At 61.3% G+C, this 26,336-nt stretch carries 25 protein-coding genes and 1 tRNA gene; 19 read left to right on the top strand and 7 right to left on the bottom strand.

What is annotated here, in order from left to right; translation table 11 throughout:
• Positions 1-166: 166 nt before the first annotated feature.
• The 4 genes from AC15MQ_RS19150 to AC15MQ_RS19135 all read right to left on the bottom strand — a co-directional run bounded on the left by AC15MQ_RS19150 (position 167) and on the right by AC15MQ_RS19135 (position 7,221).
• Positions 167-3,334, bottom strand: coding sequence for a type I restriction endonuclease subunit R (locus tag AC15MQ_RS19150; RefSeq protein WP_483081012.1), 3,168 nt, complete (start codon positions 3,332-3,334; stop codon positions 167-169).
• A complete protein-coding gene (locus tag AC15MQ_RS19145; protein ID WP_483081011.1) occupies positions 3,331-4,647 on the bottom strand; it encodes a restriction endonuclease subunit S in 1,317 nt (438 codons plus the stop codon). Before AC15MQ_RS19145 ends, AC15MQ_RS19150 begins: the two co-directional genes overlap by 4 nt.
• Positions 4,637-6,184, bottom strand: coding sequence for a class I SAM-dependent DNA methyltransferase (locus tag AC15MQ_RS19140; protein WP_483081010.1), 1,548 nt, complete (start codon positions 6,182-6,184; stop codon positions 4,637-4,639). The genes AC15MQ_RS19145 and AC15MQ_RS19140 overlap by 11 nt, the downstream gene beginning before the upstream one ends.
• 963 nt (positions 6,185-7,147) lie before the next feature.
• Positions 7,148-7,221: transfer RNA gene (locus AC15MQ_RS19135), tRNA-Thr, on the bottom strand.
• 252 nt (positions 7,222-7,473) lie between these two features.
• Here AC15MQ_RS19135 and AC15MQ_RS19130 point away from each other — a divergent pair.
• The 6 genes from AC15MQ_RS19130 (at position 7,474) to tpiA (ending at position 15,263) form a co-directional block, all read left to right on the top strand.
• Positions 7,474-7,806 (top strand): hypothetical protein, encoded by a 333-nt coding sequence (locus AC15MQ_RS19130; protein ID WP_483081009.1) that lies wholly within the window; start codon positions 7,474-7,476, stop codon positions 7,804-7,806.
• 9 nt (positions 7,807-7,815) lie between these two features.
• The gene (locus tag AC15MQ_RS19125) at positions 7,816-9,603 is read left to right on the top strand and encodes a GGDEF domain-containing protein (protein WP_483081008.1); all 1,788 of its coding nucleotides are present in this window, start codon (positions 7,816-7,818) and stop codon (positions 9,601-9,603) included.
• A gap of 78 nt (positions 9,604-9,681) precedes the next feature.
• Entirely contained in the window at positions 9,682-11,187 is a 1,506-nt protein-coding gene (locus AC15MQ_RS19120) for an endonuclease/exonuclease/phosphatase family protein (RefSeq protein WP_287655227.1), read from the top strand.
• 83 nt (positions 11,188-11,270) lie between these two features.
• On the top strand, positions 11,271-12,866 hold the full coding sequence (locus AC15MQ_RS19115; protein WP_483081192.1) for a phospholipase D-like domain-containing protein: 1,596 nt from the start codon (positions 11,271-11,273) through the stop codon (positions 12,864-12,866).
• A gap of 297 nt (positions 12,867-13,163) precedes the next feature.
• Positions 13,164-14,420, top strand: a complete 1,257-nt coding sequence (gene pgk / locus AC15MQ_RS19110; protein WP_483081007.1) for a phosphoglycerate kinase — start codon at positions 13,164-13,166, stop codon at positions 14,418-14,420.
• Between the two features lie 75 nt (positions 14,421-14,495).
• Positions 14,496-15,263 (top strand): triose-phosphate isomerase, encoded by a 768-nt coding sequence (tpiA, locus tag AC15MQ_RS19105; RefSeq protein WP_287655223.1) that lies wholly within the window; start codon positions 14,496-14,498, stop codon positions 15,261-15,263.
• A gap of 76 nt (positions 15,264-15,339) precedes the next feature.
• Here the strand turns inward: tpiA and hisC are convergent, their stop codons facing one another.
• Entirely contained in the window at positions 15,340-16,416 is a 1,077-nt protein-coding gene (hisC, locus tag AC15MQ_RS19100; protein WP_287666462.1) for a histidinol-phosphate transaminase, read from the bottom strand.
• A 157-nt stretch (positions 16,417-16,573) separates the two neighbouring features.
• Between hisC and hisB the strand changes: the two genes are divergently transcribed.
• From hisB to tatC, 10 genes are all read left to right on the top strand, one after another.
• On the top strand, positions 16,574-17,161 hold the full coding sequence (gene hisB, locus AC15MQ_RS19095; RefSeq protein WP_287655221.1) for an imidazoleglycerol-phosphate dehydratase HisB: 588 nt from the start codon (positions 16,574-16,576) through the stop codon (positions 17,159-17,161).
• Complete coding sequence (gene hisH / locus AC15MQ_RS19090; RefSeq protein WP_483081006.1) at positions 17,161-17,820, top strand: imidazole glycerol phosphate synthase subunit HisH; 660 nt, start codon at positions 17,161-17,163, stop codon at positions 17,818-17,820. The genes hisB and hisH overlap by 1 nt, the downstream gene beginning before the upstream one ends.
• Positions 17,821-17,871: 51 nt before the next feature.
• Entirely contained in the window at positions 17,872-18,615 is a 744-nt protein-coding gene (gene hisA / locus AC15MQ_RS19085; RefSeq protein ID WP_287655219.1) for a 1-(5-phosphoribosyl)-5-[(5-phosphoribosylamino)methylideneamino]imidazole-4-carboxamide isomerase, read from the top strand.
• Between the two features lie 40 nt (positions 18,616-18,655).
• Entirely contained in the window at positions 18,656-19,417 is a 762-nt protein-coding gene (hisF, locus tag AC15MQ_RS19080; protein WP_287666466.1) for an imidazole glycerol phosphate synthase subunit HisF, read from the top strand.
• 56 nt (positions 19,418-19,473) lie between these two features.
• The gene (gene hisI, locus AC15MQ_RS19075) at positions 19,474-19,818 is read left to right on the top strand and encodes a phosphoribosyl-AMP cyclohydrolase (protein WP_483081191.1); all 345 of its coding nucleotides are present in this window, start codon (positions 19,474-19,476) and stop codon (positions 19,816-19,818) included.
• Positions 19,815-20,135 (top strand): phosphoribosyl-ATP diphosphatase, encoded by a 321-nt coding sequence (locus AC15MQ_RS19070; RefSeq protein ID WP_287655216.1) that lies wholly within the window; start codon positions 19,815-19,817, stop codon positions 20,133-20,135. Before hisI ends, AC15MQ_RS19070 begins: the two co-directional genes overlap by 4 nt.
• Before the next feature lie 3 nt (positions 20,136-20,138).
• Complete coding sequence (locus AC15MQ_RS19065) at positions 20,139-20,489, top strand: histidine triad nucleotide-binding protein (RefSeq protein ID WP_287666468.1); 351 nt, start codon at positions 20,139-20,141, stop codon at positions 20,487-20,489.
• Between the two features lie 79 nt (positions 20,490-20,568).
• A complete protein-coding gene (tatA, locus tag AC15MQ_RS19060; RefSeq protein ID WP_287655214.1) occupies positions 20,569-20,823 on the top strand; it encodes a Sec-independent protein translocase subunit TatA in 255 nt (84 codons plus the stop codon).
• A 125-nt stretch (positions 20,824-20,948) separates the two neighbouring features.
• Positions 20,949-21,374: a Sec-independent protein translocase protein TatB gene (gene tatB, locus AC15MQ_RS19055; protein WP_483081005.1), complete on the top strand. Its 426-nt coding sequence runs from the start codon at positions 20,949-20,951 to the stop codon at positions 21,372-21,374.
• A 5-nt stretch (positions 21,375-21,379) separates the two neighbouring features.
• The gene (gene tatC / locus AC15MQ_RS19050) at positions 21,380-22,237 is read left to right on the top strand and encodes a twin-arginine translocase subunit TatC (RefSeq protein WP_287666471.1); all 858 of its coding nucleotides are present in this window, start codon (positions 21,380-21,382) and stop codon (positions 22,235-22,237) included.
• Positions 22,238-22,273: 36 nt separating this feature from the next.
• On the opposite strand, the gene AC15MQ_RS19045 is transcribed toward tatC, so the two are convergent.
• Both AC15MQ_RS19045 and AC15MQ_RS19040 read right to left on the bottom strand, forming a co-directional pair.
• Positions 22,274-23,080: a class II glutamine amidotransferase gene (locus tag AC15MQ_RS19045; RefSeq protein WP_483081004.1), complete on the bottom strand. Its 807-nt coding sequence runs from the start codon at positions 23,078-23,080 to the stop codon at positions 22,274-22,276.
• Between the two features lie 14 nt (positions 23,081-23,094).
• Complete coding sequence (locus AC15MQ_RS19040; protein WP_483081003.1) at positions 23,095-24,270, bottom strand: trypsin-like peptidase domain-containing protein; 1,176 nt, start codon at positions 24,268-24,270, stop codon at positions 23,095-23,097.
• Between the two features lie 22 nt (positions 24,271-24,292).
• On the opposite strand from AC15MQ_RS19040, the gene AC15MQ_RS19035 reads away from it, so the two are divergent.
• From AC15MQ_RS19035 to AC15MQ_RS19025, 3 genes are all read left to right on the top strand, one after another.
• Entirely contained in the window at positions 24,293-25,039 is a 747-nt protein-coding gene (locus AC15MQ_RS19035) for a Nif3-like dinuclear metal center hexameric protein (RefSeq protein WP_483081002.1), read from the top strand.
• A gap of 18 nt (positions 25,040-25,057) precedes the next feature.
• Entirely contained in the window at positions 25,058-25,741 is a 684-nt protein-coding gene (locus AC15MQ_RS19030; RefSeq protein WP_483081001.1) for a fumarylacetoacetate hydrolase family protein, read from the top strand.
• A 61-nt stretch (positions 25,742-25,802) separates the two neighbouring features.
• Entirely contained in the window at positions 25,803-26,330 is a 528-nt protein-coding gene (locus AC15MQ_RS19025; protein WP_483081000.1) for a DUF3124 domain-containing protein, read from the top strand.
• The last annotated feature ends 6 nt before the right edge of the window (positions 26,331-26,336 follow it).

Genomic DNA, 26,336 nt, shown 5'->3' with positions numbered 1-26,336 from the left:
TGCAGTTCCGAACGACGCTGGCGCAGTTCCGGGCGACGAAAGCGTGCCTCGGCAGCACGGCAGCGTCGTTCGCAGGAACGGGCGCGCGCCGTAGCGGCAGGCGGGCGAGACGGCGCGGCTGCCGGGTCCGGTCATGCGAGCCGATCCCGCGCCAGGGCGCCAGCACTCACATCCACTCCTCGCCCAACACCTCGGCCTGCTGCAGCACCAGCTCGATGGCCGCCTCCTGCTGATCCGGAGGGTACTTGTACTTGCGCAGAATACGTTTGACCATGAGCCGGAGTCTGGCGCGGATGCTCTCCCGGGCCGACCAGTCCACGGTGATGTTCTGGCGCAGGTTCTCGGTCAGTTCGTGGGCAATCTTCTTCAGGGTTTCATCGGACAACTCGCGGACCGCCGAGGCATTGTCGGCCAAGGCATCGTAGAAACGGACCTCGTCCTCGGTCAGGCCCAGGGCCTCGCCGCGGTTCGCCGCCGCCCGGAACTTCCTGGCCATCTCGATCAGTTCCTCGATGACCTGCGCGGTCTCGATGGCCCGGTTCTGGTAACGCTTGATCACGTTGGTCAGCAACTCGGAGAACTTCTTCGCCTGCACCACGTTGCCGGCAAAGCGGCTCCTGATCTCGCCTTCGAGCAGGCGCTCCAGCAGTTCGACGGCCAGATTGCGCTCGGGCAGGTTACGCACCTCGGCGAGAAAGGCGTCGTCGAGAATCCCGATGTTCGGCTTGTCGAGGCCGACCGCGTCGAACACATCGACGACCTCCCCGGAAACGATCGCCGAATTGATGATCTGGCGGATGGCCAGTTCGCGCTGCTCATCGGACTGGCGTTGCTGACTGTTGTCGCGCTTGCTCAGGATGACCTTCACCGCCTGCAGGAAAGCCACCTCGTCGCGCACCGCCCGGGCTTCATCGAGCGTGCAGCAGAGGCTGAACGCCCGGCTCATCGCCAGCGCGGCATCGGCGAAGCGCTGCTTGCCGTCCGGCTGCCCCAGCACGTGGTTGGCGGCGCCGGCCAGCCGCCGGTGGCCGGCGGTCAGGAAATCACGGTAATCGAAGCCGTGCAGCATCGCGCGCAGGATGTCGAGCTTCTCTTCCAGCAGCGCGTAGGCTTCGGCGACATCGACCGTCGGCCGGCCGCGTCCCTGGCTGGCGGTGTATTCCCTGAGCGCACTCTTGAGTTCGTGGGCGATGCCGATGTAGTCGACGACCAGGCCGCCCTGCTTGTCCCTGAACACGCGATTGACGCGGGCGATGGCCTGCATCAGGTTGTGGCCCTGCATCGGCTTGTCGATGTACATCGTATGCACGCAGGGGGCATCGAAGCCGGTCAGCCACATGTCGCGCACGATGACGATGCGCAGCGCGTCGGCGGGGTCCTTGAAGCGCTTTTCGAGGCGCTTCCTGACCTGGGCGCTATGGATGTGCGGCCGCAGCAGGGCCTTGTCGCTGGCCGAACCGGTCATCACGATCTTGATCGTCCCCTTTTCCGGATCGGCGTCATGCCACGCGGGGCGCAAGCGGGTGATCTCGTGGTAGAGATGGACGCAGATTTCGCGGCTCATGGCGACGACCATCGCCTTGCCGGTCTGGGCCTGGCTGCGTTCCTCGAAGTGCGCGACCAGATCGGCGGCGACGCTGGCGATACGGGGTCCGGCACCGACGACCTTCTCAAGCGCGGCCCACCGGCTCTTCAGCCGGGCCTGCTGCCCTTCCTCCTCGTCCTCGGCGAGTTCATCGACCGCGTCGTCGAGCTGCGGCAGCGCGGCCTCGTTCAGCGACAGTCTGGCGAGACGCGACTCGAAGTAGATGGCGACGGTCGCCCCATCGTCCTTCGCCTGTTGCATGTCGTAGATGTGGATGTAGTCGCCGAACACGGCACGCGTGTCGCGGTCCTCGCTCGATACCGGGGTGCCGGTGAAGGCGACGAAGGTCGCATTGGGCAGGGCGTCGCGCAGGTGCTGGGCGTAACCGGGCTGGTAGCGTGCCCGGTACGACGCGGCGGGCTCGGCGGCGAGCAGCGCGTGGGCGTCGTTGAATGCGTTGACGGCGTCGCCGGCGGTGTTCCCGGGCGCCCGGACGGTCCTGAGCCGGGCTTCGAAGCCGTACTGGGTGCGGTGCGCCTCATCGGCGATGACCACGATGTTGTGGCGGTCGGAAAGCACCGGAAAGCGGTCCTCGTCCTCGCCGGGCATGAACTTCTGGATGGTGGCGAAGACGATGCCGCCCGCGGGACGGTTGCCGAGTCTGGCGCGCAGGTCCTGCCGGCTGTGGGCCTGCACCGGCTCCTCGCGCAGCAGGTCCTGCGCCAGCGAGAAGACGCCGAACAACTGGCCGTCGAGGTCGTTGCGGTCGGTGATGACGACGATCGTCGGGTTCTCCATCAGCGCTTCCTGCATGACGCGCGCGGCAAAGCAGGTCATGGTGATGCTCTTGCCGCTGCCCTGCGTGTGCCAGACGACGCCGCCCTTGTGCGTGCCGCCGGGGCGCGAGGCGGTGACCACCTGATTGATCGCCGCGCGCACCGCATGGAACTGGTGATAGCCGGCGATCTTCTTGACCAGCGTGCCGTCATCCTCGAACAGGACGAAGTAGCGCAGGTAGTCGAGCAGCATGGCCGGCGCCAGCAGGCCGCGGATCAGCGTCTCCAGTTCGTTGAATTCGCCGAGCGGATCGAGCGCCAGCCCGTCGATGGTGCGCCACTGCATGAAGCGCTCGGCGTTCGCCGAGAGGGACCCCAGGCGTGCCTGGCTGCCGTCGGAGATGACCAGCACCTCGTTGTACAGGAAGGCGTCCGGAATCTGCTCCTGGTAGGTCTGAAGCTGCTCGTAGGCGCGCCAGATGTCGGCGTTTTCGTCGGTCGGGTTCTTCAGTTCGATCAGCACCAGCGGCAGGCCGTTCACGAACAGGACGAGGTCCGGTCGGCGGGTGTGGCGCGGCCCCTTGATCGAGTACTGGTTGACCGCCAGCCACTGGTTCCTGGCGGGGTTGCTCCAGTCGATCAGGCGGACCCGGTCACCGCGGGTTTCGCCGTCCTTCTGGTACTGCACCGGCACACCGCCGACCAGCAGCCGGTGAAAGTGGCGGTTGGCCGGGAGCAAAGACGGGATGCCGAGGTCGAGCACCTGTCTGAAGGCGTCCTCGCGGGCGGCGACCGGGATGGCGGGGTTCAGGCGATGAATCGCCTCGCGCAGTCGGAAGGGCAGCAGCACCTGCTGGTAGCGGGCGCGCTCCGGGCTCGCGCCGTCGGGGGCGATGTCGGGGCCGTAGCGGGTGTCGTAGCCGATTTCGCTCAGCCAGCCGAGCGCTTCCTGTTCGAGGTGGTTTTCGGTCATGCGGCGAATTCTGCCAGCAGGGCGTCGGCGGCTGGCAGGCGCAGTTGGCCGGAGATCAGGCGGGGAAGCAGGGTGTCGCGGAGGGTGGCGAGGGTTTGGGCTTGCACTTCATTTTCAACGATACGCTCGAACAAAGCGCTTGCAACAGCAACGAATTCGGCAAGCAAGGCAATCGAAGGCACAAGAGCCAGAAGGGGTCGAAATGCCTTCTTACTGATTTCCATGAAGGTTGAACCATTCGCATGGCTTTTGATGGTTTCCATATTCAGCCGGCACCAGAACAGCATGTAGAGCGGAGGCAAGACGCTGTCCGGCAGTATTGCGATGTAACCTTGGTTTATCGCCATCGGCGCATTGGTCATTGCCAAGTAGCCAATCGGCGCTCGTGATGACATCAACAGCGTACCGACCGGCAGCAGCCCTGAGCTTATCTTGGCAATGCCTTTGGCCGATAGCTTCCGCTCCGTACCCAGCAGCACCGGCGCTTGCATACCCGACAAGTCTTTCGGCGTCGTCCAGAAATGTTGGGCTGGCTCCCAGTAGCTCGCGTCTTTGGTGTCTGGCGTGCCGCCACCTGCGGACTGGACGACTTCGCCAAGTGGCGCCACCCGCCACCCCCTCGGCACCAACCCCAGTTCCGATTCCTCGAACCCATCCGGAAACAGCGCAGCAGTGGCTTCGCCCATCCCTTCCGGGGCGCGGCCTTCCTGCTTGGCGCTGACCGGGTCGAAATCGACGAACCACGACTTGAACAGCGCCTGCGCGATGGCTTCGAGCGTGGCGTTGGTTTCGCGCAGGAGGGCGATGCGGTCGTCAATTGCACCAAAAAAAGAGGCAATATCTCGCTGCTCCTCAATGGAAGGGATCGCAACTTGCAGTGCCTTCAACGAATCGGAGTTGAGTCTCCCCGTGCCATGTCCTGCGCTATCGACCATACTCCGGAGTCTAGGTTTGTTTCCCAAGAGCAAATAGGGCACATAGTCAGCAAGTACCCTGGAACGCGGCACTACAGCCTTCACGTCCTGATTGAATGCCGCAGCAAACCGAGTCCGCACGATCGGAACATCGTGGTGCAGCGTCATACCACGAGTAAGCAACAACGTTGTCCCAGGTTCAACGAGCCGCGAGGCGGCTTCAACACCTGCTGCTGTCAGGGTGTCCTCTGCGGATTCGACCCAGAAGGACTTCATGTCCTTGGCAGAAATCCAAGACGTGCCAGTTCCCCAATAATCCGTGTTGCTCTTGGAAGGTGTGTTGCCAGAGAGAAAGACAACAGTCTCGCCAAGAGCGGCCGTCTCCCACTCAGAACTCATACCCCAGCCCCCCCAGCTTCTGCCGGATCAAAGCATCGAGTTCCGCCCCCTTCGCCATCTGCTCGCCGAGCTTCTCGGTGAGCTTCTGCATCTTCCCGGCGAAGGCCTCGTCGTCGTCCTCGACCGCTTCGGCGCCCACGTAGCGGCCCGGCGTCAGCACGTGGCCATGCTCGCCGATCTCGGCGAGATGCACGCTGCGACAGTAGCCAGGGACGTCCTGATACTCCCCGGCGTCCAGCTCGTCGCGCCACGCAGCGACGGTACCGGCAATGCGCTCGATCACTTCATCGGGGAACTCCGTCTGCACGCGGCTGATCATGCGGCCGAGCTTGCGAGCATCGATGAACAGCACTTCACCCGGTCGAGCAGCTTTCCGCCTAGTCAGGAACCACAGACACGCGGGGATCTGCGTGTTGAAGAAAAGCTGCCCCGACAATGCGATCATCACCTCGACGACGTCGGCCTCGACCATCGCCCGGCGGATGTCGCCCTCGCTGTTCTGGCTGGAACTCATCGAGCCATTGGCCAGCACGATGCCGGCGCGGCCGCCCGCCTTCAGGTGGTACAGCATGTGCTGCAGCCACGCGTAGTTGGCGTTGCCCTGCGGCGGGGTGCCGTACTCCCAGCGCGGGTCGTCTTCGAGGCTGCCATGCCACCAGTCGCTGATGTTGAACGGCGGGTTGGCGAGAATGAAGTCGGCGCGCAGGTCCGGGTGCTGGTGGCGGGTGAAGGTGTCGGCGGGTTCGCGGCCGAGGTTGAAGTCGATGCCGCGGATGGCGAGGTTCATCGCCGCGAGGCGCCAGGTCGTCGGGTTGGATTCCTGGCCGTAGATCGACACGTCACCGAGCTTGCCGCCGTGCGCCTCGATGAACTTCTCGGACTGCACGAACATGCCGCCGGAGCCGCAGCAGGGGTCATAGACCTTGCCGTGGTGGGGAGCGAGAACGGCGACCAGGGTCTTGACGATCGACGCCGGCGTGTAGAACTGGCCGCCCTTCTTGCCTTCGGCGCTGGCGAACTGGCCGAGGAAGTATTCATAGACCTGCCCGAGCACGTCGCGGGCCTTGCCGGGGTCGGCAGCGAAGCCGATGGTGGACACCAGATCGACCAGTTCGCCGAGCTTGCCGTCGGGCAACTGGGCGCGCGCGTAGCGCTTGTCGAGGATGCCCTTGAGCCTGGGGTTCTCGACTTCGATGAGGGTCAGCGCCTCGTCGATGCGCTTGCCGATGTCCGGCTGCTTGGCGGCGGCGCGCAGCGCTTCCCAGCGCGCCGACTCGGGCACCCAGAAGACATTGACCTCGCGGTAGTAGTCGCGGTCTTCGAGTTCTGCCGCGATCAGTTCGGCGGCGTCGAGATGGTAATCGTCGTCGGGGTCGGCAAAGCGCCGCGCCAGTTCGGCACGCCGCGCGGCGAAGGTGTCGGAGATGTACTTGACGAAGATCAGCCCGAGGACCAGGTGCTTGTATTCGGCGGCGTCCATGTTGGCGCGCAGCTTGTCGGCGGTCGCCCACAAGGTCTTCCTGATGTCGTCGAGCATGGGGTGGCAGGCGCTGAGAGTTGGTCCAGCTATCGATTATGCATCGGGGAGCCTGGCTGGACCCATTTCGGGGGAAAATCGGCGCCTGATATCGGCCGCGAACGCTGCAGGCCTGCACGTTGCCAGTACAGGAGAACGCCGGTGAACGATCTGCCGGCAGGATTCACTGATCTCGACGTGCGGGACATGCAGTAGGTCGGGTGGGGTGATTGGTGGGTGACGGCCGCCGGCCAGGAATGGGCGCCAAAGAAGTCAGCCCAAACAAGTCATCGAGGCGTTCTGGGTGTAAGCTGACGTTCCATATCCTGAAGCACCGATTTCGTGTTGTTTATTTCATGATGAAGGAGTCAATGATGAACCGAATCATCGTAGCAACAGGGCTAGCCCTGGGCCTGGCTTTCACAACCATGCCCGCGAGCGCCGTCGTATATTGCAAGACCGTGGGCGTACCGAAAGGTTGTGTGGCTCGGCCCACCGCGACGGTGGTAAGGCCCGCCGTAGTTGCGGCTCCGGGCGTCAGTGCAACCAATCGAAATGGCGGAGTGAACCGCGTCGGCGTTCGGCGCTGAATGGGGGCTAACGGTTGTTTGTGGCGTATAGGGCGGGTAGAGCAAAGCGAAACCCGCCCAGCTGGGCGTCGCACTCAACCCCGCTACGTGGAGCGGGTGACCGAATGCGTTGAGGGTCTGCTTTTTTCAAAAGCCTGAATGACCGCAACGGGTCGCTCGCCGTCATGGATCAATACCGGAACCGGTCATTCACCGGAACCCTGGCTCGACAACCCGCCACCGCCCGCAATGGCGCATGAACGTCGCCCGGCAAGATCGGCACTGCGTAGGGTGCTTGGCCGCGGCATCGGAGAAGAATGGGCGGGCACGCCTATCGGTAAGGACGGCGGCACGACGTAGTTCGTGACTAAACCCGCCCACCTTACCGCAGAAATATCCGCAAGCTCTTGACTTATGGTGCCCCCAGTCGGAATCGAACCAACACCTGATGATTACAAATCAACTGCACGACCTTCATGCTACGGGGGCATCTTGCTTCGGACCGCTGCATTATAGCGGAACCAGAAGCCGTCGCCACCATCCACGCCACCGTGCGGTCACATTCAGCTTATGCATGCATGCGCCTGCCCTGATCGACGCCACGCTTTATCCGGGGTAACCGGCTCTGCCGGGACAATTGGCTCGTGGATGGTCGGCGGGCGCCTCGCGCCGCCAGGGTCTCGCCACTGGTACAGAGTATGACGCCAACCCGTCGGGGCACAGGATTTGCTGGCAACTATCGTGCTTGTTCCTGCTTTCTTTGGCGTCGCCTCACTGGCCGATTCGTTGGCGCAGACTTTGGCAGACGAGGCGTGGATGGCCGAGGTTTCCACCATAATCTTCAAGACCAACCACGCACAGAGCCCCGGTTTATGCATTCAGATTGGCTTGTCCACGCTCGCGCAGCCACCTCTGGTGATGGGTGAATGCGAGTACGGTAAAGGCCTGGTCGTTTTCTACCGATCGCAAACCCACACCCCTGGTGCTGCTCCCGGCCAGCGGTCACTAGACGATTGGGGCCGTTTCTTTCGTAGTTGCAAACCCACTGTTAAAATGCGCTGCCTGCTTCCTTGATAGACAGTCATGCCCAAGCTCTCCAACCCTTCGGAAATTGCCCGGGAAGCCCTGCGCCTTCTGGCTGTCAGGCGGATGTCTCCCTCCCCAGAGAACTACCGGCAGCTTTACAACGAGATTGCCGGCATTGCGGAGGATGTCGGTAACGCATTTCCGGAGCGTGAACTCAAAGGGCTGCTGGATTCGCTGCCCAAAGAGAACGCGGCCCAGCAGAAACTGGCCAAGCGCTTCGAGCAGGCGCTGAAGGGGAAAAACTGGGGCGGCATCAGCGAGGGCTTTGCCGAATTGGCGCAGCAACTCGGCAAAGCGCAGGAATTACCCTGGAGCGAACTGATTGGCAATTTCCTCCGCCAATGGGAAAACAAGCAGGCTGGCCTGACCATCGCTCGCAAGCGTGAAGCCCTTGAACGTGTATTGGCCAGCGGTTCAGGCAACGGTGATTTACTGTTCACAAGGTTGCAGGGCTTGGTGAAATCGTGGTCACTCAACGCCCCGGTCGGCGACGAAATGACCCTGGTGGAACACCCGGCGATAGCCGGACCGGAGTCCGGCGTCCCGCCGGCGGACAATGTCTCCGTCACCACGCCAACCGTCAACGATTTGTCGAACGAACTACGCGACACCTTCGCCTACACGCTTGAAACACTCGTTACGTCACAACTCGCCGATCAACCGGACATTGCCGCAGATGCCCGCGCGCTGGCGCACAAGGTTCGCACGGCAACTTCAGCGGCAGCAATCGACGCCTTGCTGGCCAATGTCAAGCGCCTGGCATTCCGCCTTGAGCTCCTGACCGAAGACCGTGCCGAACTGCGTGCAGGTTTGCTCAATTTGCTGCAACTGCTGATCGAGAACGTCGGCGAACTGGTCGTTGAGGACCGCTGGCTGGCGGGACAAATCGATATCGTACGGGACATCGTCTCTGCTCCCTTGAACGTCCGCTCCCTTGGTGACGCCGAGAGCCGCCTCAAGGACGTCATCTTCAAGCAGAGCCAGCTCAAGCACAGCCTTAACGAAGCCAAGGAGAACCTCAAGCAGATGCTTGCCGGCTTCGTCGATCACCTGGCAGAATTTGCCGATTCGACCTCGGACTATCATGACAAGATCGAAATCTGCGCCAAGAGGATCAGCAAGACCGAGGACATCACCCAACTGGAAGAGGTGCTCGCCGAAGTGATTCGGGAAACCAGCATCATCCAGTTGAATGCCCAGCGTTCGCGTGACGACCTGCGTACCGCCAAGAAGCGCGTCGAAGAAGCCGACAAGCGGATCGGTGAATTGCAGATGGAACTCGACAAGGCCAGCACGCTGGTGCGGCACGACCAACTGACCGGTACCCTCAACCGGCGGGGACTGGAAGAAGCATTCGACAAGGAAACCGCACGCGCCCAACGCCGCCAGTCGACGCTGTGTGTCGCCATGCTCGACATCGACAACTTCAAGAAGCTCAATGACTCACTGGGACACGATGCAGGCGACGCTGCCCTGATCCACCTGGCGACCGTCATCCGGGAGACCATGCGACCGCAGGACACCGTTGCCCGCTTCGGCGGCGAGGAGTTCATCATCGTGTTGCCCGACACGACCTCCGAAGACGCGCGGACGGCTCTCGTTCGGCTCCAACGCGAGTTGACCCGACGCATCTTCCTGCACAACAACAATCGACAACTGATCACCTTCAGTGCCGGGGTTACCGATTTTCGGCCAGGCGACACACAGGTTTCGGTGACCAAGCGTGCCGACGACGCCATGTATGCTGCCAAGCAGGCCGGCAAGAATCGGGTCCTCATCGGCTGAAGCGAACCGACCCCAGGAGCACAAGGCGAACCGCCTTGCCGGATATCCCTGTGTAGCCCATCTACGACGCGAGAACAAATGCACAAGATCGACCTACTCTACGCGAAGAACCTGATCACCCGAAAGGCCACTGCCGTCCGGCAGGAGTTGTCGTTTCTCCTGCTGGTCGAGAACCTGGCGTTCGTCAAGCGTGTGGATGTCGTGTGGAGCGGGGAAGACGGGCAATGGCGCACCCTGCCCGCCCACTTCCACAGCACGATCGATGACCACAAGGAATACTGGCTCGCCCGGGTTGCATTCACCCTTGGGCCAGACGAACCCCTTCCTGGCAACGTTCAGTTCGCGGTGCGCTACCAAACGCCCGGCGCCGAATACTGGGACAACAATCACGGCGAAAACCATTCGATTCAGGCGGATTCCGGGATCCGGGTGGACCAGCAACACCCCCTTCTGAACGTTGAGTTCGAGAGCAATCTGACAGACGGACAAAGCCTCCTGCCCATCGCAGTGGCAGTCGACAGAAGTCTGCACGTCAAGCGCGTCACCGTTCACTGGACCCGTGACGAGTGGAAGACTACGCACAAGTCCAACTGCCGCTTCCGGCTGAACTATTGGGATGCCGAGTTTCTCAGCAATGCCAGAAACCCCAACCACTACGGCAGCCAGATCTGGCATGCTGCGCTCAAGGTCGACGATGCCTTCCGGGTACGATACAAGATTTCCTGCGAAACCCGGCAGCGCGTTCTCTGGGACGACAATTTCGGCAAGAGCCATGCAATCCAGCGGCGCCCGCTAAAGGTTCTGGTCCTGAACCTGCATTGCCGCCAGGAAGACAACCAGGACTACAAGCTGTCACTGATTGCCGAGGCGATCGGTGCCCTTGAGGTTGATATCATCTGTCTCCAGGAAGTTGCAGAACTGTGGAATAACGGCCAGGGTGATTGGCAGACCAATACGGCGAGAATCATCAATGAGCGGCTCGCCTCGCCTTATCATCTGGTGACGGACTGGTCGCATCTGGGCTTTGCGCGTTATCGCGAAGGTGTTGCCATCCTGAGCAGATACCCGATCGAGAAGCATGCCGCAAGATATGTCTCGGCTAGTCGCGACCCCTACAGTATTCATTCGAGAAAGGTGGTGATGGGCCAGATCAGGGTACCGCATGTCGGCTTGCTCAATGTATTTTCGTCCCACCTGAGTTGGTGGGACGATGGTTTCCCGGAGCAGTTCGAGGCGTTGAGGCAGTGGGCGGCCGCTGAACATGGCGCGCAGGTTGCCGCCACCCTGCTCGGCGGGGATTTCAACATCAAGGCCGGTTCCAGTGGTTACCAGTTGGTGGCCAACTCGCACGAATACGACGACCAGTACCTGTCGGCAACTTCGCCGCAGTTATTTCGACGGATCTTCGAAACCCGGGATCCGGGGTGGCAGCACGACCTCGACGATGATCATCGTATCGACTATGTATTCCTCCGCAAGGGAAGCAATCTTCGCGTCACCTCGGGACGAACCGTGTTCACTGAGCAGGACTATGGAACCGTGTCCGATCACTGCGGCTATCTGATGACCTTCGAGCCGAAGTGACCTGCATGAGCAGGAATGTGGCGGCATCGGCACAGGTTCGGCTGGTACCGCTTTAACCAATACAACAGCAACGCAGTGGGATGATGAAGACAGCAGAGAATTATGCAGTTCCTGTGCACGGCAATCTTGGTGGCTCCTGCCTGCGGGTAAATGACTTCAACGAGAAATTTCACCTGCGCTGGGGCAAGATAAGCTTCGATGTGTGGTTCGGTGTGCAGGTGAATATCAAGGTTATTCTCAAGGTCTATCGGAATAACAACATCTGCGAAACGTACATCGTCGACACCGACCCTTACGATATCCAGTGGAACCATCACCGGCGGCGGACCAGGGATTTCTATATCCACCCTTGCTCCGCCACCTTCGGGCAGGCCAACTGTGTCAAGTTCGCCTTCATCGCGCATGTAGAAGAACGCTCCATCCCTTCACAGATGGAGTATATCTTCATGGACTGGCCCCAATTGAGGGACGAGCATCCGCAATACCGAAGAATCAGCCCGGAATGGGCAACCAGCAACCCTTTCCGTACGCACGAGGGGAATGCCTGGCAACTCCAGAGCGATGTCGATTGGTACAACCATCATTTCGAATCGCTGCACCTGACTCCCAAGTTCACCAAGGGACAACAGTACCATCCCTATCACCCCAAGCGCTTCATACACGATCACATCGACAAGGTCGTGCGCTGCAAGAATGAAAACCCAAATCGCTTCTGCACGATCAAGGTCAGCGTCGATTGCATCGACGACAATGACTTTACCCGCCACCTGGTACATGCCAGCAACCATGGTGTCTGCGTGCAATGCATTGTCGACTGGAGAAAGATGACGCTGACCAACAGTTCGAACTATGCGCGTCTGAAGCGCGCCGGCATCGAACTGCTGGGGGTATTTTGCACGCCGCACCATCACCTGATCGAGGTCGCTCCCGACATGCATACCAAGTTCATCATCTTCAACGATGAAGACTGCATATTAGGGTCGTTCAATATCACCTTTGATCGATGGTGGGCCAATTGGGAATCCGGGATGAGTTTTCATTCGAAAGGCGTATGCCGTTTGCTGGACAACGTATTTCAGAGCGAACGCGGCGGGGTGATTCAAAAATACGGGATCGACCCACTGAGTCCTTTCAACCTGCTCTACACCTACGGCCGACACGCATTAATGGACGGCAAGTATTACCGTCCGCACCATGCCATCCTGGCCGAGATACACCGCGCCAGACGTTCCATCAAACTCACGCTGTTTCTGATCGGCAACCTTCTGGGCGAACACGGAGACAGCGTGGTCGATGCCCTGATACACGCGCAGCAGCGCGGCGTGCATGTGCATATCCTGCTCAACGGGCATCTTGCCCGGCAGGGGCAAGTCGGCACCGAACGTACGATGCAGGAGGAACTTGATCGCCCCCTCTTGCCGGCAGCACAAGCGCTGCGATCGGCCGGAATCGCGGTGGGGCTGGTCTACGGACAAGCCGATCAACCAGTTCCTTATTCTCCGATTCACTCCAAGTACTGCATCATCGACGAAGCGACGATCATCGAAGGGAGCTTCAACTGGTACAACACTTCGGTGTTTTCGCATGACTTGACGGTACTGGCAACCCATCGCGAAGTAGCGAAGGCATATCTGCACGAGTTCGAGCAAATACAGCGTCTTTTCAGAATCTATTACTGAGGCCCGATCCTTCGTTCCCGCCTGTCGGGAACCGGGGAATGGTGAGCCACCGACACCGCATGCGCACCTGCCACGAGTTGACCACACTCCCCTTGACAACAGGCATTTGACTCAGTATGCAGCGCCAAGGATACTTCGTCTGCGTGGTTGAAACGCCTTCCCTCGGGGTTCATTTGCTCAAGGTCGCTGCTGAAAATGCTCTGCCGAGGAGTCGTCATGCAACCAGCACGGACACCCCGTGCTATTTTCGATCCGGATTCCCGCCTTTTTCAACACCCACTCACTGTCGAGGAAATCATGCCCAAACTGTTCATTGAAGATCTCGCCCTCGAAGGCAAGCGCGCCTTGATCCGCGTTGACTTCAACGTCCCCCAGGACAAAGTCAGCGGCGCCATTACCAACACCAAGCGCATCGAGGCCGCATTGCCGACGATCAAGTATGCCCTGGACAAGGGTGCAGCCGTCATTCTCATGTCGCACCTCGGGCGCCCCGACGGGAAAGTCGTGCCGCAATACAGCCTGGCGCCGGTTGCCACCGCTCTCGAAGGCCTTCTCGGCAAACCTGTGACCTTCCTTTCCGACTGTGTCGGGCCGGAAGTCGAGGCCGCATGCGCGCAGATCAAGCCCGGCGAAGTCATCCTGCTCGAGAACCTTCGTTTCCATATCGAGGAAGAAGGCAAAGCCACCGCGACCGGCCCCGACGGCACGGTCACCAAGATCAATGCCAACCCGGAAAACGTGAAAGCCTTCCGTGCGTCGCTGACCAGGCTCGCCGACGTCTACATCAATGACGCCTTCGGTACCGCTCACCGCGACCACTCGTCGATGACCGGCGTGCAGTTGCCCGAACGCGCGGCGGGCTACCTGATGAACAAGGAACTGGCGGCTTTTTCGGCCGTTCTCGAATCGCCGCAGCGTCCGCTGCTGGCCATCCTCGGCGGCGCCAAGGTCGCTGACAAGATTCAGTTGATCAACAATCTGCTCGACAAGGCGGACCAGATCATCATCGGCGGCGGCATGGCCTTCACCTTCAAGAAGGTCCTCTCCGGAATGCCGATCGGCAACTCCCTGTTCGACGCAGAAGGCGCCAAACTCGTACCCGGCCTGATGGACAAGGCCCGCGAGAAAGGCAAGCAGATCCTGCTGCCCGTGGACTTCGTCATCGGCGACAAGTTTGACGCCGCGGCCAACACCGGCAGTGCCAACGACGTCGACGGCGTTCCCGACGGCTGGCTGGGGCTTGATTGCGGTCCGGAATCGACGCGCATCTTCAGCGACGCGATCCTGCAGGCGAAGACCATCATCTGGAACGGCCCGGCCGGCGTTTTCGAGTTCGAGAAGTTCGAAGCGGGTACCCGGGCCATGGCTGAAGCAGTCGTCCAGGCCACCGCTGCAGGCGCAATCACCGTGATCGGAGGCGGTGACACGGCCACTGCCGCGAAGAAGTATGGTGCCGACAAGAAGGTCACCCACAGTTCAACAGGAGGTGGCGCGTCGCTCGAGTACCTCGAAGGCAAAATCCTGCCGGGCGTCGCCGCCCTTTCCGAGAAATAAGTGCGGTTGGCCCCGGCCTCACCGGGGCCAGCTTGCCCATCACTTCACCCAGGAATCACCACATTGAGGAACACCATGCGCAAGATCGTTATCGCCGGCAACTGGAAAATGAACAAGACCGTTGCCGAATCAGTGAAGCTCGCCACCGACGTGGTGGCAGCTGCCCAAGGCATCCGGAGTGTAGTCGTCATCATTGCTCCGACCTACCTTGCCCTGGCCAAGGTCGCGGAGGTAGTGCAGGGCAGCAACGTCAAACTCGCGGCTCAGGATGTGCATTGGGAAAACCAGGGCGCATTCACCGGCAAGGTGAGCGCAGACATGCTCAAGGAAATCGGCGTCGAGTACGTGATCATCGGCCACTCCGAGCAACGAACGTACTTCGGTGAAACCGACGCAACGGTCAACAAGAAGGTCCGCAAGGTCCAGTCACTCGACATGACACCCATCATCTGCATCGGCGAGACGCTCGCGGAACGTAAGGATGGCCGTCTGGAGAGCGTACTGACCACGCAGGTCAACGGCGCTTACGAAGGTCTTGCCGCCGACGATGCGCTGCGCACGATCATCGCCTACGAACCGGTCTGGGCAATTGGTACCGGCGTCACCGCCAGCGACGACGAGGCTCAGCAAGCGCATGCTTTCGTGCGCAGCCTGCTGGCCATACGCTACGGCGAAGACGTCGCCCAGTCGATTTCAATCCAGTACGGCGGCTCGATGAAGCCGGAGAACGCTGCCGGCCTGCTGGCTCAGACGGACATCGACGGTGGCTTGATCGGCGGTGCCGCGCTCAAGGCAGACAGTTTCCTGGGCATCGTCACGCCTGGTGAGTCAATCAGCAAATAACAGGCACGACGTGGCAAGTGCGGCGCTGGCCTCCGGCGCCGCGCCGCCCGGACTGGCGGGTCGTCAGGCCCGCCGTTCAAATCAGGATATTGCGCAGGGCCTCGACCAGCAGTTCGCATTGTGCGTCGGTGCCGATGGTAATCCGCAGGTACTGGTCGATTCGCGGCAACCTGAAGTGGCGAACGATGATGCCGCACTGGCGCAGGGCGGCGGCGAGTTCACCGGCATCGCGCTGCGGGTGGCTGGCGAAGATGAAGTTGGCTGCCGACGGAAGAACGGTGAAACCAAGTTCCTGCAGCGCACGGCGCAAAGCCTCACGACTGTCGATGACGGCTTGTCGCGTCAATTCGAAGTACTCCTGGTCGTCGATCGCGGCAACGGCACCGGCAATCGCCAGGCGATCGAGCGGGTACGAATTGAAGCTGTTCTTGACTCTTTCGAGCGCTTCGGTCAAATGGTTCTGGCCCACCGCATAGCCAACCCGCAGTCCGGCCAGCGAACGCGACTTGGAAAGGGTGTGCACCACCAGCAGGTTTGGATGGCGGTCAACCAGGGCAATCGCCGTATCACCGCCGAAATCGATGTAGGCTTCATCGACCACGACCACCGACTCGCGATGCGCAAGCAGCAAACGCTCGATGTCTGCAAGCGGCAGCAGGCAGCCGGTTGGCGCATTCGGGTTGGGAAAGATGATGCCGCCGTTGGCCATGGCATAGTCCTCGACGCGGATGGTGAACTCCTCATCGAGCGGCACCGTACTAAAGGCAATGTCATAGAGGCCGCAGTAGACCGGATAGAAGCTATAGGTGATGTCCGGAAACAACACCGGCAACGTATGCTTGAGCAGCGCCGGAAAGATGTGCGCCAACACTTCATCGGAGCCGTTGCCGACAAATACCTGCTGCGGCCTGATGCCGAAGTCAGCGTAACGGGCGGCAACCGCCTCCTTGAGGCGATCGGCGTTCGGGTCCGGGTAAAGGCGCAGCGACCGCCCACCATTCGCCAGTTCGTCGGCGATTGCCGCCAGGACCTGTGCCGACGGGGGATAGGGATTTTCGTTGGTGTTCAGCTTGACGAGATTCGGCAGCTTCGGCTGCTCGCCCGGAACGTAAGGCGTCAGACGGTGAACGAGGGAACTCCAGTAGCGGCTCATGAAAGGCTGGTCAGGTTGGGTGCACGGCAAGCGTGAAATGGTATCATGCGTCTCTGTCGATGCAGAACCATCGCCTGCCGGCGATCAACACTTCGCAGCAGCAAACCGAAGCCTTTCCCCACCTGACAGTTTTTTGCCACTCTGCAATGGTCTCACGATGCGGCAAGCAGAAGTTTCCAGGAATACGCTCGAAACCCGGATCACCGTTCGTCTGAATCTGGATGGCAACGGCAGGGGAAGCTTCGCCACCGGCGTCCCCTTCCTCGACCACATGCTCGACCAGATTTCCCGCCATGGTCTGATCGACCTCGATATCCAGGCCACGGGCGACCTGCATATCGACGCGCACCACACGGTCGAGGATATCGGCATCACACTCGGCCAGGCGCTGGCCCAGGCACTGGGCGACAAGAAGGGTCTGCGGCGGTACGGGCATGCCTACGTGCCTCTCGACGAGGCGCTTTCACGGGTCGTGGTCGATCTTTCCGGCCGACCCGGCCTCGAGTTCCACGTCGATTTCAGACGTGCAATGATCGGCACGTTCGATGTCGACCTGGTGCATGAGTTTTTCCAGGGCCTCGTCAATCATGCCCTGCTGACCCTGCACGTCGATAATCTGCGTGGCGACAATGCCCACCACCAGGCCGAAACGGTGTTCAAGGCCTTCGGTCGTGCGCTGCGCATGGCCCTGGAACACGACCCACGCGCCAGCGACAGCATTCCATCGACCAAAGGCTCCCTGTGATGCACGAACCGCCCGCACGCAGGGGAGCGATCGTCGTCATTGATTACGGCATGGGAAACCTGCGCTCTGTCTGGCAGGCGCTGGTACGTGTCGCCGATGGGCGTGAAGTGCTCGTCTCGGCTAATCCGGCGGTGGTCGGCGCTGCCGAACGTGTGGTCTTTCCCGGCCAGGGGGCGATGCCCGACTGCATGCGCGAGATTGACGCCCGCGGTTTGCGGCCGGCGGTGCTCGAGGCCGCAGCCAACAAACCTTTTCTCGGCATCTGTATCGGCCAGCAAATGCTCTTCGAGCACAGTGAGGAAGGTGATGTTCCGGGCCTCGGCGTCCTTCGGGGCAGCGTCCGCCGTTTTCCGGCGGATAGAATGCGCGACAGCGACGACCACAGGCTCAAGGTTCCGCACATGGGCTGGAATCAGGTACGACACTGTCGGGAGCACCCACTATGGGCAGGCATTGCCGATGGCGCACGCTTCTATTTCGTTCACAGTTATTACGTCGCCCCGGTGGACGACGCCTGTGTCGTCGGAACGACCGATTACGGCATCCTCTTTACCAGCGCAGTGGCACGGGATAATATCTTTGCCATTCAGTGCCACCCGGAAAAGAGCGCGCAAGCGGGACTTGCCATGCTGGCCAACTTCGTTGCCTGGAAGCCCTGACCGGTTGCCGGGATCCGACTTGTTTCAACCCACCTTTCTTCCGCTTTCGACATGCTTATCATTCCCGCGATTGACCTGAAACAGGGACAGTGCGTCCGCCTCAAACAGGGCCTCATGGACCAGGTGACCGTGTTCTCCCACTCGCCCGGCGCGCAGGCCAGCCACTGGCTGGCGCAGGGTGCTCGGCGCCTGCATGTGGTCGATCTCGACGGCGCCTTCGCCGGAAAACCGAAGAACGAGAAAGCCATCAAGGAAATCGTCAAGGCTGTTGGCGATGACATTCCGGTGCAACTCGGCGGCGGCATCCGGGATTTGGACACCATCGAGCGCTGTCTCGACGACGGCGTCAGCTACGTGATCATCGGCACTGCCGCGGTGAAGAATCCCGGTTTCCTGCATGATGCCTGTGGCGCGTTTCCTGGCCACATCATTGTCGGACTCGATGCCAGAGACGGCAAGGTGGCTGTTGATGGCTGGTCGAAAATGACCGGACATGATGTCATCGACCTGGCGCGGAAGTACGAGGATTACGGCGTCGAAGCGATCATCTATACCGATATCGGCCGCGACGGCATGCTCTCGGGGATCAACATCGAGGCGACGGTAAAACTCGCTCAGGCATTGTTGATCCCGGTGATTGCCAGCGGCGGCCTGTCCAGCCTCGACGACATCCGGCAACTCTGCGCGGTCGAAGACGAAGGAATCAGCGCCGCGATCGCCGGCCGCGCCATCTACGATGGCTCGCTCGATTTTGCTGTGGCGCAGGCGGCAGCCGACAATGCCGCGGGACCATGAAGCGCGCGACATTCCGGCAAACTCGGGGCGTTAGCTGACCTTGGGCCTGGCCAAACGCATCATCCCGTGCCTTGATGTGACTGCCGGTCGGGTCGTCAAGGGCACCAATTTCGTCGACCTGCGTGACGCCGGCGACCCCGTGGAAATCGCCCGCCGCTACGACGAGCAGGGCGCTGACGAAGTGACCTTCCTCGACATCACGGCCTCCTCGGATCAGCGCGACATTATCCTGCATATCGTCGAGGCCTGTGCGGCGCAGGTTTTCATACCGTTGACGGTTGGCGGTGGTGTGCGCTCGGTGGCCGATGTGCGCCGCCTGCTCAATGCCGGCGCCGACAAGGTGAGCATGAATACCGCGGCGGTCGAGAATCCGGATCTGGTGGCCGAAGCCTCAGCCAAGGTCGGCAACCAGTGTATCGTCGTGGCCATCGACGCCAAGCAGTCGGCGCCGGGTGTCTGGCAGGTATTTACCCACGGTGGTCGGCGCAATACCGGTATCGACGCCGTCGCCTGGGCCCGCCGCGTCCAGCAACTCGGTGCCGGCGAGATCCTGCTGACGAGCATGGATCGTGACGGCACCAGGAACGGCTTCGATCTGTCATTGACGCGGGCGATTTCCGATGCCGTAGATGTCCCGGTCATTGCCAGCGGCGGCGTCGGCAATCTCCAGCACCTCGCCGACGGAGTGTCCGAAGGGCATGCGGACGCCGTTCTGGCGGCAAGCATCTTCCATTTTGGTGAATTCACCGTACGCCAGGCCAAGGAGTACATGCGCGAGCGCGGTATCGAGGTTCGCCTGTGAGCGATCTGAACCCTCGTCACGAATGCCTCGATGCCCTCAAGTGGGATGCCCAGGGTATGATTCCGGCGATCGCACAGGACGCCGATAGTGGCCGGGTGCTGATGTTTGCGTTCATGAATCGTCAGTCACTCCAGGAGACGATTGATAGCGGGACCGCGGTATACTGGTCGCGTTCGCGCCAGCGGCTGTGGCGAAAGGGCGAAGAGTCCGGCCACGCGCAACGGGTGCGCTCGATCCGGACCGACTGTGACGGCGACGTATTGCTGCTCTCGATCGACCAGGCGGGCGGTATCGCCTGCCATACCGGCCGCGAGAGCTGTTTCTTTCATCAACTGCAGGGGAACTTCTGGGTTGCGGTCGACCCGGTGCTCAAGGACCCCAAGGACATTTACGGCAAATGAACATGGACATGCTGCACCGGATCTCGGATACGCTGCTTGAGCGCCGCAAGGCAGACCCGGAAACTTCCTATACGGCACAGCTACTGGCCAAAGGGCCGGATTCGATCCTGAAGAAGATTGGCGAGGAATGCGCCGAGTTGATCATGGCCGGCAAGGAAGGCAACCGCCTGCACGTGGTCTGGGAGTCTGCGGATGTCCTCTATCACACGATGGTCCTGCTGGCCTTTTATGGTCTGACGATCGAAGATGTGCTGCAGGAGATGCGTCGACGCGAAGGCATTTCGGGAATCGACGAGAAAAAATCACGGAAAAGCTGAAACATGGAAAACTGCCTGTTCTGCAAAATCGCCGGCGGCCAGATTCCGTGTCGCAAGGTCTATGAAGACGACGACATCCTGGCCTTTCACGACATCAATCCGGCTCGCCCGGTGCACCTGTTGGTCATCCCCAAGCGGCACATCACGTCGCTGGCGACCGCCACCGAAGCCGATACACCGGTTCTCGGCAGGATTCTTGCCGTCGCCAACCGTTTGGCAACGGAACAGGGCAGCCCGGACGGCTTTCGACTGATCATCAATTCCGGACGTATCGGCCACCAGGAAGTTCAGCACCTGCACGCGCACATCGTCGGCGGACCGGACCCGGTCGGACCGATGCTCAAACGCGTCTGAACCACACCACCAACCACGGGCACCGGCGGCGCTGCCTGCGGGGCAAGCTGCCGAGTTTCACTTTAGATGGAGGCCTGACATGGGTTCTTTCAGCATCTGGCACTGGTTGATCGTTCTGGTCATCGTACTGTTGATTTTCGGCACCAAGAAGCTGCGCAACCTCGGAGCCGATCTTGGTGGTGCGGTAAAGGGTTTCAAGGACGGCATCAAGGACGCCACCACAGAGGACAAGCCGGCAGAGACGCCGTCTCCTCCGCCTGCTCCTGCACCGCCGCCACAAGTCGGCACCGGTCAGACCATCGAGGGGGAAATCAGGGAAAAGACCCGCAGCTAGTTACGGCGCCAGTCACGTGATCACACACACCAGGAACAGGCATCTGGATCGACCGGGGAGGGTAAGCCGCCCACGCGCTCGGCAGACGACCCCGCATTCCTTGCCCCGCCTGCAGACGGCTGCCAATGTTTGATATCGGCTTTTCCGAGATGCTGGTCATCGCCATCGTCGCACTGGTGGTGATCGGTCCCGAACGGCTGCCCAAGGTGGCGCGGACGGCCGGGCATATGCTCGGGCGTCTGCAACGTTATGTCAGTGACGTGAAGTCGGACATCAACCGAGAAATGCAACTCGAAGAGCTCAAGAAACTGCAGTCCGAGATCCGGGAGTCCGCGCACAGCGTTGAGCACAGTCTGAAGACAGAAATGCAGGCAGCAAGACAGGCGCTCGACCAGATCCCGGCAACGATTGCCAACGATATTCCTGCGCCGGCGGCGCTCGTATACCCAACCATCGCAGAATCGCCATCGGCTGCAACGGGCAACCCCCAACCACCAGCACCGACTGGCCCCTCGGTAGCTGAAGCTGCGCAACCCACCCGCACGCTCTGATCGCGATGAACCTCCCCGAAGACTCCTTTCTCTCGCACCTGGTCGAGTTGCGTGACCGCCTGATACGGGCGCTGATCGCGATAGGCATTGTCTTCATTTGCCTCTTCCCCTGGGCCAAGGAACTTTATGCCTTGTTGGCGCAGCCCTTGCTGGCGACACTGCCGCAAGGTGGTCAGATGATCGCGACCGACGTGATCGGGGTTTTTCTGGTGCCGATGAAAGTGGCGCTGATGGTGGCGTTCCTGATCGCCCTGCCCTACGTGCTTTACCAGGTCTGGGCTTTTGTCGCCCCCGGCCTCTATGCGCACGAGAAACGGCTGGCACTGCCGCTGGTTGCCGCGAGCGTGCTGCTGTTCTTTCTCGGCATGGCTTTCGCCTATTTCCTGGTCTTTCCCACGGTTTTCGGCTTCATGGCCACGGTGGCGCCCGAAGGTGTCGCGTGGATGACCGACATCGAGAAGTACCTCTCTTTCGTACTGACCACCTTCATCGCCTTCGGGGTGACTTTCGAGGTCCCGGTGGTGGTGGTCGTTCTGGTCCAGGCAGGGGTCGTTGAACTGGCCAAGCTCAAGGAATGGCGCCCCTATGTGATCGTTGGGGCGTTTGTCGTGGGCGCGGTGTTTACGCCACCCGACGTGATTTCACAACTGATGATGGCCATTCCGCTGTGCCTGCTTTTTGAGCTCGGGCTGTTGCTCGCGCGTTTTGTCAGCAAGGGCTCGCTACGCCGAACCGCTCCGCTGGCACCGACAGCCGACTGGGCGCCGATGTCGGCTGCGGAAATGGACAAGGCGATCGAGGGACTGGGTCATCGGCCCGATGGCGACGACAAGCCGGCAAGGTCTCCCGATCCATCGCCGTGACCGGCTACGCTGCCGTCGTTGTGCTGCCTGCCCCGCTCAGGAAGGCACCTTCACCGGGCCGGCAACGGTGAGCTGATGCCTGACCGCTGCCCCTTCTTCGAATAGCCACAGACTACCGTTGGGCATCGTTATCCAGCGCTCGTTGTCGGTCAGCGGCACGGTGGCAATCACCGCAACCCGATCATCGGGTGTCGTGACGGCACTGAAATCAATGCTCAGATCCTGATCGCGCAGATGCGCAACGCTGAAAGGTGCTTGTCGGATGATGTAACTGAGCTGGTTGGAGCAGTGGGCGAACAGACAGTCGCCATTCGACAGCAGATAGTTGCAAGCGCCACGCGCTCCAAGCTCGACGGTCATTTGATGAAGTGCATCGAACAGGCTGGCCTGCGCCGGCGCCCGGGAGCCAAAACGTTGGCGCAGATTCTGCAGCAGCCAGCAAAACGCGCGCTCGCTGTCGGTTTCGCCGACCGGCGTGAAACTGCCGTCGAGTTGAGGCGAGAAATCAGGCAGGTTGCCGTTGTGGGCAAAAATCCAGTAACGTCCCCATAGTTCGCGCATGAAAGGGTGCGTGTTCTCCAGCGCTACCTCCCCCTGCGTCGCCTTGCGGATGTGGGCAATGACGTTCTTCGAATGGATCGGGTAGCTGCGCACCAGTGCGGCTACCGGCGAAACGCAGGAAGGCTGCGGATCGAGGAACACGCGCGTGCCACGACCTTCAAAGAAGGCGATTCCCCAACCATCCGCGTGCACATCGGTGGCGCCGCCACGCGCCTGAAAGCCGGCGAAGGAAAAGCAGATATCCGTCGGCACATTGCAGTTCATGGCCAGCAACTGACACATCGATCTTGCCTCGGCTAGTCGCGCTCGCGGCGCTGCGGCGCGCGCTTGCCGATCCGGACGGTGGTTTCCAACACGTTGTTCTGGCGGCGCAACTTGAAGGCAACCGTCTCACCCGGCTTCTGACTGGCGATCAGGTCGAGCATGCCTTGCGGATCCTTGACCGCCGTGCCGTCGACAGCGAGCAGGATGTCGCCCGGCTTGATCCCGCCCGCATCCGCCGGGCTGCCGCGCAGGACGCCGGCAATCAAGGCGCCGTTGGTATCCGGCAGTCCAAAGGACTCCGCCAGATCGATACTGATCTCCTGTGCTTCGACGCCGATCCAGCCACGCGTCACGCTGCCACTCTGGATGATCTGCTCCATGACATTCCTCGCAATCGAGATTGGAATCGCAAAACCGATCCCGAGCGAGCCGCCTGAGCGCGAATAAATGGCCGTGTTGATGCCGATCAGATTGCCCTGGCTGTCTACCAGAGCGCCCCCCGAATTGCCCGGGTTGATCGCCGCATCGGTCTGGATGAAGTTCTCGAAGGTGTTGATTCCCAGATGCGAGCGACCCAGGGCCGAGATGATTCCCATGGTCACCGTCTGACCAACCCCGAAAGGATTGCCAATGGCCAGCGTGACGTCACCCACCACGACATTCTCCATTTTCCCGAGCGTGATTGCCGGCAGGACCAGTTCCTTGCCGTTCTGCTCGGTGATCTGGAGTACGGCAAGGTCGGACTCCGGGTCACTCCCGACAACACGGGCATTGAGGTTGCGGCCGTCGCTTAGGGCTATCTCGATCTGGTCGGCAGCCTCGACAACATGAAAGTTCGTGAGAATATAGCCGTTCTGGCTGACAATGACCCCCGAACCGAGTCCGGAGGTCCTTGGACCCTCCCCTTCGGCGCTGTCACCGAAGAAGTGACGGAATACCGGATCGTCAAATAGCGGATTACGACGCGCCTTGATCTTTTGTGAAGTAAAAATGTGCACTACCGAGGGCAGGGCTTTTTTCGCCGCGTCGCGAAAGGATGTGGCAGCAATTGCTGGCACCGCCGCCACCGCCGACTCCTGCAAGGCGACGACGCTGCTGCCGGCCGGAGGGTACTTGCCCAGCCACTCCGGCTTGAGCGTGCTCACCACGAAGAGGATGGCAAGACCAACCGTCACCGTTTGTGCAAAAATCAGCCAGAGCCTGCGCATGGGCAAAAATCGGAGCCAGTGAATGAAACGCGAAGAATTGTCACGCTACCTGGACAAGTTGCTGGAGACAGGGCGCTTCCGGGATTATTGCCCAAACGGCCTGCAAGTGGAAGGACGGCCTGAGGTCCAGCGCCTGCTCGCCGGCGTGACCGCCAGCCAAAGCCTGCTCGATGCCGCGGTCGCCCGCGGTGCCGACGCAGTCCTGGTCCACCACGGCTGGTTCTGGCGCGGCGACGATTTGCGGGTCACTGGCCTGCGCAAGACGCGCCTGCAAACACTGCTGAGGCACGACATCAACCTCATCGCCTATCACCTGCCGCTCGATACCCATCCCGAGTTCGGTAATAACGCGCAACTGGGCAAACGACTCGGCTGGATTGCCGACGACCACTTCGGAGAACAGGAACTCGGCTGGCTGGGACACCTGGAAAACCCGTGCAGCGTCTCGGCCATCGCCGATCGCGTCGGCAGCGAGTTGCAACGCCGACCGCTGGTCATTGCCGGCGACGGCCGCATGGTGAGCCGCGTCGCGTGGTGCTCCGGGGCGGCCCAGGGATTCTTCGAGCAAGCGATCGCGCTCGGCGTCGACCTCTACCTGAGCGGCGAGATCTCCGAACCGACGGTGCATCTGGCACGCGAGTCCGGCGTCGCCTATATTGCTGCCGGTCACCACGCCAGCGAACGCTACGGTGTACAGGCCCTTGCCGAACATCTGGCCGAGCGTTTCGCCCTGGACTGCGAATTCGTCGACATCGACAACCCTGTCTGAATCACATCAGGAGCCATTATGAGCTACGTTTTTTCACCCGCCCCGCGGGTCAGTGTCCCGGTCACCGGCGGCAGCGCCCTTTTCCCGGTACGCCGCGTCTACTGCGTCGGCCGTAACTACGCCGACCACGCCGCCGAGATGGGGGCAGATACCCGCGAGCCGCCTTTTTTCTTCAGCAAACCGGCCGATGCACTGGTACCCGGCGGCGGCGATGTCGCTTATCCCCCGGCAACCAGCAATCTCCAGCACGAGGTCGAACTGGTGGTGGCACTGCGCGATGGCGGTGCCGATATCCTGCCCGAGCGGGCGCTCGAATACGTGTATGGCTACGCCGTCGGACTCGATCTGACCAGACGCGATCTGCAGCAACTTGCCAAGGACAAGGGGCACCCCTGGGACATGGGCAAGGGCTTCGATCAGAGCGCGCCCATCGGAGCGATTCATCCGCTGGCGGCGCTTGACCACCCGACGCGCGGATCGATCTGGCTCAAGGTCAACGGCCAGCTGCGACAGAGTGGCGATCTCCAGCAGATGTCCTGGAAGGTCGCAGAAGTGATTGCCAGGCTATCGGGCTATGTGGCGCTCGCGGCGGGCGATCTGATCTTCACCGGCACCCCGGCAGGCGTCTCCACTGTGGTCCGCGGTGACGTCCTCGAAGCCGGGGTCGCCGGCGTCGGAGAGCTGACGATCCGGCTCGTATGAAAATCCTCATCCTCGCTACCCCGACGACCATAGCGACTCTTGACCTGTAAGGGAGTATGTCATGTCCACCCTCCGCATTTCCTCGCGCATGCGCCGCAGCAGCCCGGCCGGCAGTTTCCGGCTGCTCGCAGCGCTGCTCTTCACCGGCACGATGGCGCCGGCACTGGCCGAGGGCATCGAACCCCCGACCAAGGGACAAACCGTTTACGTGCCAATTTACTCGGAGATCAGGCACGGCAATGTCGCATCGTCAGGGAGAGCGGACAGCACACTGATGTCGGTACTGGTGAGCGTCCGCAACACCGACCCCAGCAACCCGATCCGGGTCGTCGCCGCGCCGTACTACAACACCGACGGCGTCCTGATTCGCAACTCGGTGCAGACGCCAAGAGTCATCGCCCCGTTCGGCACCTTCGAACTGTTCGTCGAACTGCGCGAGAACGCCGGGGGTTCAGGCGCCAATTACGCGATCAAGTGGGATGCAGCCACGCCGGTTTCCCCGCCGACCATCGAGGCCCTGCACTCGAAGTTCCAGGCGGGCTATTCGGTCGCCTTCATTTCGCGGGGACGTGCCATTTCGGAGCCTTGAGCATGC

This window comes from Candidatus Accumulibacter propinquus (genome assembly GCF_056856495.1).
Note: the sequence above shows the minus strand (reverse complement) of the source record. Positions and strands in the feature narration are given on the sequence as shown.

Excerpts from the sequence above, each read along its gene's own strand:
- AC15MQ_RS19150 (WP_483081012.1), bottom strand. The coding sequence starts at position 3,334 with ATGACCGAAAACCACCTCGAACAGGAAGCGCTCGGCTGGCTGAGCGAA.
- AC15MQ_RS19145 (WP_483081011.1), bottom strand. The coding sequence starts at position 4,647 with ATGAGTTCTGAGTGGGAGACGGCCGCTCTTGGCGAGACTGTTGTCTTT.
- AC15MQ_RS19140 (WP_483081010.1), bottom strand. The coding sequence starts at position 6,184 with ATGCTCGACGACATCAGGAAGACCTTGTGGGCGACCGCCGACAAGCTG.
- AC15MQ_RS19125 (WP_483081008.1), top strand. The coding sequence starts at position 7,816 with ATGCCCAAGCTCTCCAACCCTTCGGAAATTGCCCGGGAAGCCCTGCGC.
- AC15MQ_RS19120 (WP_287655227.1), top strand. The coding sequence starts at position 9,682 with ATGCACAAGATCGACCTACTCTACGCGAAGAACCTGATCACCCGAAAG.
- AC15MQ_RS19115 (WP_483081192.1), top strand. The coding sequence starts at position 11,271 with ATGAAGACAGCAGAGAATTATGCAGTTCCTGTGCACGGCAATCTTGGT.
- pgk (WP_483081007.1), top strand. The coding sequence starts at position 13,164 with ATGCCCAAACTGTTCATTGAAGATCTCGCCCTCGAAGGCAAGCGCGCC.
- tpiA (WP_287655223.1), top strand. The coding sequence starts at position 14,496 with ATGCGCAAGATCGTTATCGCCGGCAACTGGAAAATGAACAAGACCGTT.
- hisC (WP_287666462.1), bottom strand. The coding sequence starts at position 16,416 with ATGAGCCGCTACTGGAGTTCCCTCGTTCACCGTCTGACGCCTTACGTT.
- hisB (WP_287655221.1), top strand. The coding sequence starts at position 16,574 with ATGCGGCAAGCAGAAGTTTCCAGGAATACGCTCGAAACCCGGATCACC.
- hisH (WP_483081006.1), top strand. The coding sequence starts at position 17,161 with ATGCACGAACCGCCCGCACGCAGGGGAGCGATCGTCGTCATTGATTAC.
- hisA (WP_287655219.1), top strand. The coding sequence starts at position 17,872 with ATGCTTATCATTCCCGCGATTGACCTGAAACAGGGACAGTGCGTCCGC.
- hisI (WP_483081191.1), top strand. The coding sequence starts at position 19,474 with ATGATTCCGGCGATCGCACAGGACGCCGATAGTGGCCGGGTGCTGATG.
- AC15MQ_RS19070 (WP_287655216.1), top strand. The coding sequence starts at position 19,815 with ATGAACATGGACATGCTGCACCGGATCTCGGATACGCTGCTTGAGCGC.
- AC15MQ_RS19065 (WP_287666468.1), top strand. The coding sequence starts at position 20,139 with ATGGAAAACTGCCTGTTCTGCAAAATCGCCGGCGGCCAGATTCCGTGT.
- tatA (WP_287655214.1), top strand. The coding sequence starts at position 20,569 with ATGGGTTCTTTCAGCATCTGGCACTGGTTGATCGTTCTGGTCATCGTA.
- tatB (WP_483081005.1), top strand. The coding sequence starts at position 20,949 with ATGTTTGATATCGGCTTTTCCGAGATGCTGGTCATCGCCATCGTCGCA.
- tatC (WP_287666471.1), top strand. The coding sequence starts at position 21,380 with ATGAACCTCCCCGAAGACTCCTTTCTCTCGCACCTGGTCGAGTTGCGT.
- AC15MQ_RS19045 (WP_483081004.1), bottom strand. The coding sequence starts at position 23,080 with ATGTGTCAGTTGCTGGCCATGAACTGCAATGTGCCGACGGATATCTGC.
- AC15MQ_RS19040 (WP_483081003.1), bottom strand. The coding sequence starts at position 24,270 with ATGCGCAGGCTCTGGCTGATTTTTGCACAAACGGTGACGGTTGGTCTT.
- AC15MQ_RS19035 (WP_483081002.1), top strand. The coding sequence starts at position 24,293 with ATGAAACGCGAAGAATTGTCACGCTACCTGGACAAGTTGCTGGAGACA.
- AC15MQ_RS19030 (WP_483081001.1), top strand. The coding sequence starts at position 25,058 with ATGAGCTACGTTTTTTCACCCGCCCCGCGGGTCAGTGTCCCGGTCACC.
- AC15MQ_RS19025 (WP_483081000.1), top strand. The coding sequence starts at position 25,803 with ATGTCCACCCTCCGCATTTCCTCGCGCATGCGCCGCAGCAGCCCGGCC.